Source organism: Enterococcus sp. DIV0174, from assembly GCF_050529065.1.
In the GTDB taxonomy this organism is placed as follows: Bacteria; Bacillota; Bacilli; order Lactobacillales; family Enterococcaceae; genus Enterococcus_B; species Enterococcus_B thailandicus.
Map to the genome: position 1 here is coordinate 501,668 of NZ_CP172881.1, position 15,161 is coordinate 516,828.

Here is a 15,161-nt window from a genome sequence, read left to right on the forward strand (position 1 = left end):
GATTGAGTTAAGAAACCGTTATTGGAGGAGAACAAATGAAGATTGGCGTAATCGGTGTTGGCAACATTGCAGAAAAAGCATATCTACCAACGTATGCAAAAAATCAAGGAACATTGACCTTTTATTTTGCAACTAGAAATGAACAAACTAAAAAAAGAATCAAAGAGATGTATGGATTTTCTCATTTGTATGAAACGATTGATGAATTGATTGCAGAAAAAATCGAAGCATGTATGATTCACGCAGCAACAAAAGTTCATTATGAACTCGCAAAAAGATGTTTAGAACAGGGAATCCATGTGTTTATTGACAAACCATTAAGTACTTCGTTGCATGAAGTAGCTGAGTTACAAGCCTTGGCAAAAAAACATCAGGTTGTGCTGATGATTGGGTTTAATCGCCGTTTTGCGCCAATGGTTGAAGAATTGAAGCAATTGCCAAATAAACGTCTGATCCAATTACAAAAAAATCGGATAGCTGCTCAAGAAACAACTGAATTTGTTGTGTATGATCTCTTTTTACATTTAGTCGATACAGCTGTTTATTTATTGGATGAACCAATTACCCAAGTGAACAGTAAAATTATTGAAAAGAATGACTACTTAGAACTTGCTATGTTGCATCTCGAAACGGCGAATCAAACGGCTATTTTAACAATGGACTTGAGAAGTGGTGCGAATACAGAACAGTATCAAGTAACAAGTGAACAAGGGACGTACGAAGTTCGTAATCTGACACAGATGACGATTCAACAGGAGGGACAAACACGCCAAAAGGAGTTTGGGGATTGGACGAACACTTTAGAAAAACGCGGATTTGAACCAATGATTATGGCATTTTTTGAACAGATCCAACACACGCAACCGAACAATCAACAGTTAAAACAAACAGGGGTTTATCAGAGTCATGAACTTTGTGAACAAATGATTCGGACACAGCTTCGTCACTTGCTTTAACATCGAGGGTAGTAACTTTGTTTTAAGCGTGATAGAATAATGTGGATGTTTTAATAGAAAGGAAAATCCTCAGTGAATAAAGAAGAAGTAATGAAGCACTTACCAGAGATAACTTTGCTCTTAGATGAACCGTTGATGAATTATACATTTACCAAGACTGGTGGACCAGCAGATGTTCTTGCTTTTCCAAAGAGAAAAGAAGAAGTCAAAGAAATCGTTGATTATTGCAGAGTAAACCAAATTCCTTGGATGGTTTTAGGAAATGCTAGTAATTTGATCGTTCGTGATGGCGGAATTCGTGGCGTAGTTATTATGTTGACTGAAATGAATGCTGTTCATGTAGAAGATATGGTTGTTGTAGCAGAAGCGGGTGCGAAACTAATTGATACAACTTACGCAGCTTTGGCAGAATCATTAACAGGTTTTGAATTTGCTTGTGGAATTCCAGGAAGTATTGGTGGCGCTGTTTATATGAACGCCGGAGCTTATGATGGTGAAATCAAGGATGTATTTGCAGAAGTAGATGTTTTGCTTGAAGATGGAACGATGCAAACATTGACTAATGAAGAAATGAATTTCTCTTACCGTCATAGCGAAATCCAAAAAATGAAGGCAATCGTGTTAGAAGCACGTTTTCAATTGAAAAAAGGGGATTACCCACAAATCAAAGCGCGAATGGATGAACTAACTGAACTGCGTCAGTCTAAACAACCACTTGAGTACCCTTCTTGTGGTAGTGTGTTTAAACGTCCTGTTGGCCATTACACTGGGCAATTAATCCAAGAAGCTGGCTTGCAAGGCTTAAAATGGGGCGGCGCACAAATTTCTGAAAAGCATGCAGGATTTATTGTCAATATTGATCATGCAACAGCAACAGACTATGTGGAATTGATTGGCCATATTCAGCAAGTAATCAAAGAAACGTTTGATGTAAACTTAGAAACGGAAGTTCGAATCATTGGTGAATTGGCTCCAGAAAAAAATTTAACAAAATTTTAAAAGAAGGTTGTGGCTCCAAGCGCTCAGCTTCGAAAAAATAATGAGAAACTGACAAAAATAGCTGCTTATGTTTTTGGACAGTTATGAATTATTGAGAGAAGCTGCTTGGGGAACACCGTGGATAAGGTTGTGGCTTCAAGCATCCATCTTCGAGTAAATAAGAATAACCAAAAAAATAGTTTATTATCTGTTTGAGTAATTACCTGATGAAGACTTCAAAAAAAGTTGTGACGATTGTCACAACTTTTTTTGTCGATTAAAAATTATGTTATGTTTTTATTTATCAAATACTTGGTAGTGTCTGATTTTTTTAGATGACTTTTAAATTTTTCTCATAGCAGTTGTTATTGTGATTTTGTTCACTTATAATGGGCTTTGGGAAAAAGGAGGAAAAAAATGAAAAAATTATTAGCGAGTTTATTTATTGTTACATCTGTTATCACGATGAGCGCCTGTTCATCAGATAATTCAGCTTCAAAAGAATCATCAAACTCAAGTACAAAAGAGACAACAGATGTGTCTTCTGGTGCATCTGAGCAAGCATATACTGATCCAAAAGAAATGAAAGATTCCTATGATCTAGTGATTGTTGGTGCTGGTGGAGCTGGAATGACTGCTGCAATTGAGGCAAAAGATGCTGGTCTAAATCCCGTGATTTTAGAAAAAATGCCAGTTGCGGGCGGAAATACTTCAAAATCTTCAAGCGGAATGAATGCCTCTGAAACAAAATTCCAAAAAGCAGATGGCATTACAGATTCAAATGATGCGTTTTATGAAGAAACATTAAAAGGTGGCGGAGGAACGAACGACAAAGAAATGTTACGCTACTTTGTTGATCATTCAGCAGACGCTATTGATTGGTTAGACACAAATGGTATTACTTTAGATAACTTAACGATTACTGGTGGAATGAGTGAAAAACGTACACATCGTCCATCTGATGGTTCTGCAATTGGTGGGTACTTAGTTGAAGGTCTTTTGAAAAACGTTCATGAGCGTGAGATTCCAATTTTTGTAAACACAGACGTAACAGATATCAAGAAAAATGACGGTACAGTGAATGAAGTAACTGTTCAAGTGCAAGGCGAAAAACCAAAAGAAATCACTGGAAAAGCAATTGTCGTAACAACTGGTGGTTTTGGTGCAAGTAAAGAGTTGATTGAAGAATATCGTCCAGACCTAAAAGGCTATGTAACAACTAACCAAGAAGGTTCAACTGGTGATGGAATCAAGATGATTGAAAAACTTGGTGGACAAGCAGTGGATATGGATAAAATTCAGATTCATCCAACTGTTCAGCAAGATAAAGGTGTTTTGATTGGCGAAGTTGTCCGTGGTGAGGGTGCAATTCTTGTCAATAACGATGGTGAACGTTTTGTAAATGAAATGGACACTCGTGATAAAGTATCAGCAGCAATTACTGCTTTACCAGACAAATCAGCTTACTTGATTTTTGACCAAGGTGTACGCGACCGCGCGAAAGCAATTGATTTCTATGATGAAAAAGGCTATGTTACAGCTGGTGACAGCATTGAAGAGTTAGCCAAAGCAATCAACGTTCCTGAAGAAACATTAGCAACTACAGTTAACACTTGGAATAGTGAAGTAGCAGATAAAAATGACACACAATTTAATCGTACAACTGCAATGGATAATGACCTATCAAAACCAAAATATTATGCAATCAAAATCGCACCAGGAATCCACTATACAATGGGTGGTGTGAAAATTAATACCAATACAGAAGTATTAAATGCAGATAATGAACCAATTAAAGGTTTATATGCAGCTGGTGAAGTAACTGGTGGCTTACATGGAGATAACCGAATTGGTGGAAATTCAGTAGCAGAAATTATTATTTTTGGACGTCAAGCTGGTCAACAAGCAGCTAAATTCGTTTCTGAAAATTAAAAATGAGCTTGGGGTAGCAGTTGCCCCAAGCTTTTTTGTTTAAAATGTTTTTTTATAATCTAGTAATCAGTAGGACAAACGAGACTGGGATAAACCTAAAAGTCCAGTCGTTCTTAACACATTTTTTAATTTAAAAAACGCCTAAAATCAACGTTTTCAAAAACGAATTTTAGGCGTTTTTTCTATTTAGGCGACTTTTGCCCCAGTTCCGTTTATTTTTTACAGGTCTTATAACTAAGTATGTGTGGATAGCTATTTAGAGTAACGGCTCGCTATCTGTTCGGAGCTAACCACTTTGCGCCACAACCTTTTACGGTGTTCCCAAAGTAGCTTCTTCGGTAATAAGTCCTCTTTTCATAAAAATATAGAAAGCTATTTTTAGAAAAGATTCCTTATTACTTGAAGCTAACCACTTTGCGCCACAACCTTTTTTACGATGTTCAAGAAGTAACTCCTTCAAAATAAGTCTAAACTATTCAAAAATGTGAGCAGCAATTTCTGTTAATTTATTCTTATTTATCGGGACTGGACACTTCTTTCACAATTTTTTTAAATGTACATCCAAAACAAACTTACTTTGATTGCTAATAAAATAGGATTTTGAAAATTCAAATGCTCGTCCTTTTTGATCGTAACCAATTTGCTCAATCACCAATACAGCATCATTTTTTTTGATTTTTAAAGAGGCACTAACTTCTTCATTTGCTTGGTCTGCATAAACAATTCGACGCGCATCAACCAGCTGCAACTTGGCTTCATGCCCTAGATAATCATAGACAGATCCTTGCAGTATTTCTTCGGTGATAGGTGCGATTGCAACAGGCATAACAACATGTTCAAAACTATAATACTGACCATTCAATAAACGGACACGCTTAAATTCATAGACAGGGTCTGTTTTATTTAAAGATAAATTTTGCTGTTCTTCTTCTGTAGGCAAACGCGCATCAAAAAATAAAATATTACTTTTGATTTCTTGATCACGATGAGAGTAAGTTACCCCAACTGGCAGATCTAAAGGGAGTAATTCACTTGTATTATTTTCAATTGTTGGGCGAATATATGTACCAGATCCTTGCTTACTAAATATTAATCCCTCGTTTTCTAATAAAGATAGTGCTTTTTTTAACGTAATACGAGAAACATCATATTTTTCTGCAAAAAATTCTTGGGTAGGCAATAAAGTCCCAGCACGATAATGATTTGTTAGAATATCACGCTTGATATCTGAATAAATTTCACGGTATTTATACAATTTGTAAACCTCACTTTTTATTATTTGTATACACATTTTAATATAAAATAGATAATTTGTATATATAATTATAAAATTAAATGTTTACAAATTATCTTAGTTGTATATAATTAAATCAGAAAACGTTTTCTCTAAAAAGTAGAAAAGGGAGTATTACTATGAAATTTGATGTACAAAAACTTCAAGAACCATTGTTAAAAGTTTCAGCTTGGGTTGAAGGCAATACTATTTTACAAGCTGTAAAAAATGCGTTTGTCCGCACCATCCCGTTTACTGTTGTTGGCTCATTTTCAAATTTAATTAAAATGCAGATCGATGCATTGATTAAAAATCAAGGAATCGATAATGCAATTTTAACAAATATCAGTAATTTATTTGGTTACTTAGGAAATGCTACATTAGGAATCGTTGCCATTATTGTTGTTTTTTCTTCAGCTTATTCTTATGCAATTGAACTAAAACATAAAGAAAAAAATGAACGTTTAAATCCGATTATTGCAACATTACTTGCGTTGTCTGCTTACTTTGTAATGGTACCAAATAATGTGAATTATCTCGACTCTAAGGCGGAAATTATCGAAGGATTTGCTTCTTCTTTCTTCAGTTATGAAGGAATGTTTACTGCGTTGATTGTTGGAATGATTGCCGTTGCTTTATTTGCTCGGTTTACACGAAGCAAATTTACAATCAAGATGCCTGGAAATGTCCCACAAAATGTTTTTGATTCCTTCTTCTCATTGATTCCAATCAGTGAAGTATTATTGATTTTTGGTGTTCTTCGCATTGTAATCCAATCATTAGGATATGTTTCATTGTTACAAATGATTTCTGAAGTATTGATTAAACCACTGTTGACTGTTGGAACAGGATTGCCTGCAATCATTATTGTCATTTTATTACAACAAATTTTATGGTTCTTAGGATTACATGGTTTTAATATTGTTTGGGGAGTTGTTTCCGCATTTTGGTTACCAGTTTTCTTAGAAAATGTTGCCAAATTTGCAGAAACACAAAGTTTTGCTGGCATTTCAATTGCACCAAACACAATGACGAATGTCTATGCAATGATTGGTGGTTCAGGGGCAACCTTTGGCTTGATCATCGCCATGTTGATTTTTACGAGAAAAGGTGAGAAAGAACGAGAAGTTGCTAAATTAGCATTGATTCCTGGATGCTTTGGTATTAATGAACCAGTTATTTTTGGATTACCAATTGTTTTAAATCCATTGATGTTTATTCCGTGGATTGTCGTACCAATTGTCAATGCAGTAATTGCCTATGTGGTGACTTCACTTGGCTGGGTCGTACCATTAGTTGTTTTGAATTCAGGAAATGAACCAATTTTTATTAGCACTTGGGTCTTAGGCGCATTCCATATCAGTCCAGTAATCTTGACTTTTGTATTGGTTGTCTTAGACATCATTATGTATGCACCTTTTGTCATTTTGAATCAACGACAAGAACGAGCAGCCGATCAATTAATGGCGCATTCAGCTGAATAATAACATGAATTGTAGAAGAATAGAGGAGTGGCACGCATGAAAGACATTTACACTGTCGCACATACCCATTGGGATTTTGAATGGTATTTTACCCGTCAAGAAGCACGCGTTCAATTTATTTTCCATATGGATGAAGTTTTGGAAGCTTTAGAAACGAATCAGTTAGATTATTATACGTTAGATGGTCAAATGTCGATCATCGAAGATTATTTAGCTTTATTTCCAGAAAAAGAAGTAGAAATCAAAAAATTTGTGACAGCAGGACGTTTATTTATTGGGCCATGGTTTACACAAATTGATGAAATGACTACCTCAGGTGAATCAATTGTTCGTAATCTAAAAATCGGAATTACAGAAGCAAAAGCACTAGGTGGCGTGATGCGAGTTGGTTATCTTCCAGATTCTTTTGGACAAGGACAAGATATGCCCAAAATTTATCAAGGATTTGATATTTCTCATGCATTATTTTGGCGAGGAATGCCAAGAGAAGCGAATGCCCGTTATTTTTACTGGTCAAGTAATGATGGTTCAAAAGTCCTAACAGCTAATATTAAAAATGGTTACTATGCTGGTGTGGAATTGGTTGAGCAAAATCAATTTGATGAGCTTGCAGAAAAAATCAGTACACAGACACCGAGTGAGACCCATTTGTTACCTGTTGGTGGCGACCAACGAGCAGTTGACTTTGATTTGAAACAACGAATCAGTTTAGCCAATCAAGAAAGTGAAGAAGCTACTCGATTCATTGAAAGCAACTATCCGGTTTTCTTTAAATCTTTAGAAAACGAATCAGAAAAACTGCCTGAACTTTCTGGAGAATTTATTGAACCATCTGATTCAAAAATTCATCGTGGCATTTATTCTTCTAGATATGATTTGAAACAGGTTTATGATCGATTAGAACGTAGCTTGACTTACCAATTAGAACCACTATCTGTCGTAGCAGCAAATCACGGTATTCCTGTTAAACAAGGACTGATTACCAGTCTATGGAAAATCGTTGCTAGAGGACAAGCTCATGATAGCGCAGGCGGTTGTAATAGCGATAAAACAAATCAAGACATTTATTTGCGTGGGGTTAATGGATTGCAAGAAGCTCAGTCTTGTGTTGATTATTTATTGCGGAAACTAAGTATTTCTTTAAATCACGGACAAGACAATCAAGTTTTTCTTTGGAATCCGTTACCCTTTGAGTTAACAACAATTCGTAAAGTAGCACTTTCAACTAAAACAGCTACTTTTTCATTAGTCGATCAAAAGGGACAACCGGTTGAAGTTGAACTGTTAAGTCAAAAACGAGAAAATGCCGCACTCTTGAGAAGAGATCCTGAGGCAATGAGTGATGAACATTATTATGTAAGTGAAGTAGCAATCGAGTGTACATTACCTTCAATGGGCTGGCTTTGTTTTACGGTCGAAGAAACAACTGCAAGTGTACCACAGCTCACAAAAGCAACGGAGTTAGAAAATGACTGGTATGTTATCCAATTGAAAGAAGGAAAACTGAACCTTTATTCAAAAGAATTGAAGAAATGGTACCATGATTTCTTATGGTTTGAAGACAGTGGCGATGAAGGGGACGCGTATGATTATTCGCCAGCGTTTAATGATTGGTTCTTAAAACTTGATTTTTCACAGCATAACCACGCAATGGTTGAGCAAGGGGACTTGATTAGTCGAATGACGATTGAGGGAGAATGGGCATTACCTTTTGACCTATGTTCACGAAAAGAACAAGTAACAGATGGAACAGTCAGCTATACGATGGTTCTGGAATGCAATAAGCAAACGAACTTGATTGATGTGCATCTAACACTGGATAATCAAGTGCTTGATCATCGCTTACGTTTGATGATTGCAACAAAAACAAAGGCCGTGGTTTCTACAAGTGATACACCATTTGGCATAATAAAACGTCCAATAGAAGAAAAACATTTACCTGATTGGAAAGAAATCGGGTATAAAGAAGAACCGACAAGTATGCGACCAATGTTACATCTTGCCAATCTTCATGATGAAAAAGAAAGCTGGTCATTTTTAACTAGAGGTACGAAAGATTTTCAAGTAATCGATGGCGAAAGGCAGCAATTAGCAATCACTGTTTTCCGTGGTGTGGGCTACTTGGGACGTCCAGATACATTGCGAAGACCCGGAGATGCCTCTGGACTTCAAACAAAAGTTGTTCCAACACCAGATAGCCAATTAGTAGGTACAGTTGTGTTCGAAGGCAGCCTTGTTTTAGATGAATTTTTCGATAGCCAGAAGTTACAAACCAACTATTTAGAAACAACACAAGAAGCACTTGACTATCAGACGCAGGAACTGAATCGTTTTACAACACCAATCCAATATTTCCCAGTCAATCCAAAATCACTTATTGAAGACCCACGTGGAAAAGTAACCATCGATGAACTGACAGTTGTGTTTAGTAGTCTTCAAGCAACGATTGATGGAACAGGGATTGAATTACGTTTGTATAATCCAACAGATGTAGCGCAAACAGCACCAGGTAAACTCTCTTTTGATGCACCTACTGAAGTAAAATTACTGAACTTGGAAGGGAAAGTAATTGATTCGGTAAGCGAAAATGTGACTACTTTACCGATGAGTGCTTTCAAGCCAGGTGAAATTCGAACGTATGGCATTTTTTTCAATCAAAAAGAAATGGAGTAGTGACGTGATCAATCAAACAGACTTAATCAATGAAATCCAACAATATGCAATGACTATCAATTTAAAAGATGCAAAAGCAACAAAGTTATTTCAACATGCACTCGTTGATACAATTACGAATACGGTTTCTGTGAGAGAAAATGGCGAAATCTTTGTTGCTACAGGTGATATTCCTGCCATGTGGCTAAGAGATTCAACTTTTCAAGTCTTGCCATATTTAGAAATCGTCCATGAGGTCCCGACAATCAAACAATTGATTCATGGCGTATTGAAGCAACAATTAACGTATATCAAACATGATCCTTATTCTAATGCGTTTAACAAAGAAGTTGGTGGTGGTCATTACAGTAATGACACGTCGAATATTCCAATTTCGCCATTAGTTTGGGAAAGAAAATTTGAAATTGATTCATTATGTGCGCCATTTTTCTTAGCATTTCATCTCTACAAAAAAACGGGTTATGAAGCACATTTGACTCCTGATTTTTGGGCGGTCGCTGAGTTGGCAATTGACACTTTTATTACGGAACAGCACCATGAATCATCAGATTATCTTTTCCAACGTACAAATTGTCCGCCATCAGATACTTTAGCGAGAGAAGGAAGAGGAACACCGATAAATTATACTGGAATGGTCTGGAGTGGCTTCCGTCCAAGTGATGATGCATGCACTTATGGTTACTTTGTTCCAGGAAATCTATTTATTCTAGTTATCTTGGATCAATTGCTGGAATTATTAGCAGTGAAACCGAAAGAAGACCAAGAAGTATTACGTCAAAAAATCCAGAAATTACAAGAAGACATCTCAAAAGGTGTCCAACAATTTGCTATTTTAAATGACGAAAATGGTGAAAGTTATTATGCATATGAGGTAGATGGTTTAGGAAATCATTTATTTATGGATGATGCAAATGTTCCTAGCTTATTATCTTTACCGTTTTTAGGTTACATGAAAGAAGACAATCCGCTTTATCAAACAACACGCCAGAAAATTTTAAGTAAAGAAAATCCTTATTATTATTCTGGAACCTACTTGGCAGGAATTGGCAGTCCACATACACCACCAAATTATGTCTGGCCAATTTCACTTGCGATGGAAGGCTTGACTTCAACGAATCGTAACTTTGTTGAAGAAAAAATTGATCAAATTGCTAAAAACGACGCTGGAACTTTGCAGTGTCATGAGGGAGTTGATGTGGATAATCCCGAGAATTATACGAGAGAATGGTTTTCTTGGGCGAATATGACGTATTGTGGGTTGGTTTTTCACTATTTGAATTTAGGTGGAAAATGAATAGTTAAATGCTGCTTGACGGAATGTTTTACAGAAAAAGAGGAGAAAACAAAATGAAGAAAATGAAGTTTGGATTTGCTGCACTCGTTTTTTTTGCTATGACACTTTTTATTCCTGTAACAGTTCATGGACAAGAACAAGAACATTCAACACAGACGATGGTTTACTATCGAGCTTGGCGCGATAAAACGATGCACGGTGTCAACACTAGTTTACCTGATGAAAATTGGCTGACAATGGATGACATTCCTTATGGGATCGACATTGTAAACATCTTTAGTTATGTACCAAAAGGGGAAGAAGAAAAAGCAGCACCTTTTTTTAAGGAATTGAAAGAACATTATGTACCTAACCTGCATGCACGCGGTGTGAAATTGACCAAGGCAATTGATTATTCAGAATTGCTAAAAGTCCCTTATGCTGGTTCGTTTCCAACAGAACAAGAATTTGATGCGTATGCGAATCAATTACTAGATGAACATGTACGCGCTTATGGTATTGATGGGCTTGATATTGATATGGAAACTTTCCCAAGCGCCACAGACATTGCTCTTTCAGATGGTGTAATCAAAGCATTAGCGAAATACATTGGGCCACTAGCGAATAATGGGACCGTTTTTGTTTACGACACAAATGGTTCCAACTTGGCACCTTTACAAGATGTTGCATCAAGTTTCACTTATTTAGGATACCAACAGTACGGCTCGGATGACACACGAACACAACGCGCAATCAATGATTATACCAATGTCATTGAAAAAGAGCGCTTTATGCCAGGTTTGACATTTCCTGAAGAGCAAGACAACAACCGTTGGTACGACACAAAAGAACCTTATGAAACAAGTAATATCTACAAAGTAGCAAAATTTACCGCAGACCATCAATTATATGGAATGTTTTTATATGCTTTGGATCGAGATGGGCGAACATATAATGAAGATGATTTGAATCATGTTGTGCCGTCAAACTTTTTATGGACAAAAACGGCTATTTTGCAAGCAAAAGGATTTACTTTAGAACAAGCGAAAAATATTGCGATTCATCATTGGAACCGAGTAAGTGAAGAAGGACCAATAAAAAATTCAGTCCTAGAAAAAATCAATTCTGCGCAATCTAATTATGAAGTGAACAAAGTATTACTAGGATCAAGTAATGATTTCGTAAATGACGGTGCAAGTATCACCTATGATCCAATTTATGAATTAACACTTATGAAATAAAAAATAAAGGTATGGCAACTACTCGCCATACCTTTATTTTTTTGCTATTTAGCTAGTGTCTTTGCAATTTCCTCAGTTCCTTCAGAAAGAACAATTGTCTTTCGCGAAAAAGCGGAAGTATCTACTAATTGGCTTAAAAATGCAGCAACTGTTTGGCGACTGATTGTTTTAGCAGCTTGTTCACCAGGCGCAGTTAATTGAATGTGTGAAACTTTTTCTTCGTTGGTCAAAGTAACTGGTTGAATAATCACATAATCTAAAGTCGTTTGATTTTTCAACCACTCATCAGCATAATGTTTTGTAATGTAGTAGTCAATCATTGAATCGGGCCAGTTTGCTGGATTATCTGCAAAAACAGCACTAATCATCAGGTAACGTTTCACTGCAGCTTGTTCTGCTGCACGAATAGTTTTGATTGCACCATCAAGGTCGACTTGTAATAAGTTCTTTCCTTGAGAGCCAGCTGCAAAAATAACTGTATCGATTTCTTTAAAAGTGTTGCTCATTTCTTCTACTGTCCAAGTCAAATCAAATGAAACGTAAGTAACGTTATTTGCTTCAACGAGTGATTGTTTGGCAACATTACGAACACCAGCAGTAACTTGGTGGTCAGTCTTTGCAAGGTCTTCGATTAAATGGCGACCAATTTGACCATTGGCACCGACAACAAAAATGTTCATAGGAATCTTCCTTTCAGTTCAATTTCTTTCGCACCCATAGTAACACGAAGTTATTTAAATGTTCAGTGTTAACCCTTGGAAGGGAATGAAAAAGAAAGATAATATATCAAAGTAGAAAATGAGTTGAATAGTCTAAGAATGTTAGTCTAGACTTAATTTGGAGCCAACAAACTAATAAACTGATATTTATATAAAGTCTAGCAAATTTTTAGTACCCTCTCTGCGCAATTTAATTCTTTCTGACTATGAAATATTACCTTATAATATGAGTTATTTAATTATAGAAGTAATAGCTGTATGCTATAATATTTTTTGTAAACGTTTACAAAAATATAGGGGAGTGTTAAAATGAAAAAAGTTAAACTAATTATTACGATGTTGTCTTGTATGTTGCTACTGAGTATATTAGCCCCAGGTACTTCTCAAGTTATCTATGCTTCAGAAAATGATGATAGTATAGAAACAAATAAAATGTTTCAACCAGAGAAGATAACCATACTTGACTCAAATAATTTGTACAAAGCATTTGTTAATGAAATCAATAGTCCAGAAATGAAAGAACAAATAGCTCTTCACGAAGAATCACAAAAAACGATAGACTTGATTCAATCACTTATAGTAAAATATGATGGTGCTGAAGTCAAAATGTGCTATGCAGTTCAAACTCTAGGTGATTATATAGTACCATTAGGTAATGGATGGTCAGAAAAATTTGTGAATGGTGGTATTAATGAGTACGCAACCACTAAGGCAGGTTTAGCAAACTTAAGAGATTATTTAGGCGGTGCCGCTGTAGGATTTGCTGTGAATGGGGCAGCCTATGGAGCGGTAATTGGTGGAGTTATGGGGGCTGTCGTCGGTGTTATTATTGGAGCTGGGATATTAAGTAATCGTTGTAATCAAGGACAGGCTGACATTAAAGCTATGATTAATAAAGGTAGAACAAAAGGTGGTGTTCGACTGACGTTAACAGCAGAATTTCCCATTTGTAGCCTTGATTCACAAACACAATGTGCTATCTGATAATGTAATGATTATAAGATAGCTGATAGGAGTTTACGTATATGTTTCCGATGAGAAATTTTCTGATCTTTTCGACTGTTTTTGTAGTAATATTGCTGTTTATAAAATACTATAAAAATAATCGAAGAAAATAGTTTTCGACTATTTGGAAAGTAACTATTAAAAATCAAATACATAATGAACAATAAAAAAATGGGAGTAAAGTTAATCATCTTTGAGTTTCACCGCTAAAGACGGTGGCAAAGACATTCCTATATCAAAAAGAAATAGCTAGTCGTCTCGCTAAAGTGACGGCTATTTCTTTTTGTCGTTTTTAAGCACAGCCACAATCAAACCAATCAATGCGATAGTAAACATACCAAAGCCGAGAATGATTTGAATTGTTTCCTATGTGGACAAAAAGGTTACTCCTTTCGTAGCGTCCAGTACTTACATTCATAAGCACCACCACCTTTCGAAAAGTAACCACCGTCATTCAACTTTACTGTCAAATTTGATTATAGCATAAGCCTTCCTAAACATAAGTAAATGTTTGGGAAGGCTTTCTTTTTTATTGCTTTATTTTGTTTAATGAATGTGATAAAAGCTAGACTAACCATTCAGGGTGATCGTTTTTGAAGCTGAACGCTTGGAGCCACAACCTTATTCACGGTGTTCAAGAAGTAACTCCTGCAAAATAAGCCCAAATTACTCAAAAATTTGAGAAACAATTTCTGGTAATTTATTCTTATTTATTGGAGCTGGGCACTTCTTTTACAACCTCATACACGGTGTTCCCCAAGCAACTCCTCGAAATAATTCATAACTGTCCAAAAATATGGAAAGCTATTTTTGTCAGTTGCTCATTATTTTTTCGAAGCTGAACGCTTGGAGCCACAACCTTAATCACGGTGTTCCCCAAGCAGCTTCTTCGGCAATAAGTCCTCTTTTCATAAAAATATGAGAAGCTATTTTTAGAAAAGTATTCTTATTGCTTGAAGCTAAACGCTTGGAGCCACAACCTTTTTTTACAATTCTTGCGTAGGGTTCGTCTTAACCAATTTAAGCAATACGCTTGCTACACCAGCAGTAGCAAGTCCCGCAACAATTGCCTCAGGAACACCACTAGTAAAGATCACAGCCAGAATCGCTGAATAGACTGCATTGGTATTCGCACCAATTACTTGCGCATAATCTTGTTGGAATAAAAAATAAATCAAATTCATTACTAAAATCGTATTTGTAAGTGAACCGGCTAATCCTGCGATAAATAATGCGACAGGCGAAGTGTTTCTCTTAGAAAAACGTTTGAATCCCATATAAACAAAATAGGGAACGATTCCAATCAAAATTCGTGGAATAAACACAACTAACAATGCCTTCCAGCTACCTTGAGTAGTACCAATTACAGGGACTAAAGGTGAAAACACAAAGGAAAGTGGTGTTTGAATAATTGTGCTACGAATTAAGCTGATGAAGCCAAAAACGCCACCAAGGAATGCACCCAATCTTGGTCCTAAAACAATTGAAGCAATAATGACTGGGATGTGCATCGTTGTTGCGTTGATTGGGCCAATCGGAATAAATCCAAGTGGTGTGACTGCTAATAAAATCAGAATGGCTAAAAACATTGCGGTTAAAGTGAAATTTTTAGTGTTTTTCATCACTT

Annotated in this window: 11 protein-coding genes and 1 pseudogene; 8 read left to right on the plus strand and 4 right to left on the minus strand. The window is 36.1% G+C overall.

Annotation, left to right across the window (positions count from 1 at the left end; all coding sequences use genetic code 11):
• The first annotated feature begins 35 nt into the window (after positions 1-35).
• The 3 genes from IGJ93_RS02445 (at position 36) to IGJ93_RS02455 (ending at position 3,866) form a co-directional block, all read left to right on the plus strand.
• Positions 36-956, plus strand: a complete 921-nt coding sequence (locus tag IGJ93_RS02445) for a Gfo/Idh/MocA family protein (protein WP_067481518.1) — start codon at positions 36-38, stop codon at positions 954-956.
• A gap of 72 nt (positions 957-1,028) precedes the next feature.
• The gene (gene murB / locus IGJ93_RS02450) at positions 1,029-1,955 is read left to right on the plus strand and encodes a UDP-N-acetylmuramate dehydrogenase (protein WP_067481519.1); all 927 of its coding nucleotides are present in this window, start codon (positions 1,029-1,031) and stop codon (positions 1,953-1,955) included.
• A 396-nt stretch (positions 1,956-2,351) separates the two neighbouring features.
• Positions 2,352-3,866, plus strand: a complete 1,515-nt coding sequence (locus IGJ93_RS02455) for a flavocytochrome c (protein ID WP_067481520.1) — start codon at positions 2,352-2,354, stop codon at positions 3,864-3,866.
• A 538-nt stretch (positions 3,867-4,404) separates the two neighbouring features.
• Here the strand turns inward: IGJ93_RS02455 and IGJ93_RS02460 are convergent.
• Positions 4,405-5,121, minus strand: a complete 717-nt coding sequence (locus IGJ93_RS02460; RefSeq protein ID WP_071868815.1) for a GntR family transcriptional regulator — start codon at positions 5,119-5,121, stop codon at positions 4,405-4,407.
• 158 nt (positions 5,122-5,279) lie between these two features.
• On the opposite strand from IGJ93_RS02460, the gene IGJ93_RS02465 reads away from it, so the two are divergent.
• Genes IGJ93_RS02465 through IGJ93_RS02480 form a run of 4 tightly spaced genes read left to right on the plus strand, consistent with a single transcriptional unit; the run spans position 5,280 to position 11,810 of the window.
• Positions 5,280-6,623, plus strand: coding sequence for a PTS sugar transporter subunit IIC (locus tag IGJ93_RS02465; protein ID WP_067481531.1), 1,344 nt, complete (start codon positions 5,280-5,282; stop codon positions 6,621-6,623).
• A 36-nt stretch (positions 6,624-6,659) separates the two neighbouring features.
• Positions 6,660-9,296 carry a glycoside hydrolase family 38 C-terminal domain-containing protein gene (locus IGJ93_RS02470; protein WP_075491839.1) on the plus strand — a complete coding sequence of 879 codons (2,637 nt, stop codon included), beginning with the start codon at positions 6,660-6,662 and terminating at the stop codon, positions 9,294-9,296.
• Complete coding sequence (locus tag IGJ93_RS02475) at positions 9,262-10,590, plus strand: glycoside hydrolase family 125 protein (RefSeq protein ID WP_086270606.1); 1,329 nt, start codon at positions 9,262-9,264, stop codon at positions 10,588-10,590. Before IGJ93_RS02470 ends, IGJ93_RS02475 begins: the two co-directional genes overlap by 35 nt.
• Before the next feature lie 53 nt (positions 10,591-10,643).
• Positions 10,644-11,810, plus strand: a complete 1,167-nt coding sequence (locus tag IGJ93_RS02480) for an EndoS/ChiA family endoglycosidase (RefSeq protein ID WP_071868818.1) — start codon at positions 10,644-10,646, stop codon at positions 11,808-11,810.
• A gap of 44 nt (positions 11,811-11,854) precedes the next feature.
• Here the strand turns inward: IGJ93_RS02480 and IGJ93_RS02485 are convergent, their stop codons facing one another.
• Positions 11,855-12,490 (minus strand): SDR family oxidoreductase, encoded by a 636-nt coding sequence (locus IGJ93_RS02485; RefSeq protein ID WP_067481539.1) that lies wholly within the window; start codon positions 12,488-12,490, stop codon positions 11,855-11,857.
• A 348-nt stretch (positions 12,491-12,838) separates the two neighbouring features.
• Between IGJ93_RS02485 and IGJ93_RS02490 the strand changes: the two genes are divergently transcribed.
• On the plus strand, positions 12,839-13,513 hold the full coding sequence (locus IGJ93_RS02490) for a glycine zipper family protein (RefSeq protein ID WP_249024353.1): 675 nt from the start codon (positions 12,839-12,841) through the stop codon (positions 13,511-13,513).
• A gap of 294 nt (positions 13,514-13,807) precedes the next feature.
• Here the strand turns inward: IGJ93_RS02490 and IGJ93_RS02495 are convergent.
• A pseudogene (locus tag IGJ93_RS02495) lies at positions 13,808-13,900 on the minus strand (putative holin-like toxin); the annotation flags it as partial.
• A 620-nt stretch (positions 13,901-14,520) separates the two neighbouring features.
• On the minus strand, positions 14,521-15,156 hold the full coding sequence (locus tag IGJ93_RS02500) for an ECF transporter S component (RefSeq protein WP_067481541.1): 636 nt from the start codon (positions 15,154-15,156) through the stop codon (positions 14,521-14,523).
• Positions 15,157-15,161 lie beyond the last annotated feature (5 nt).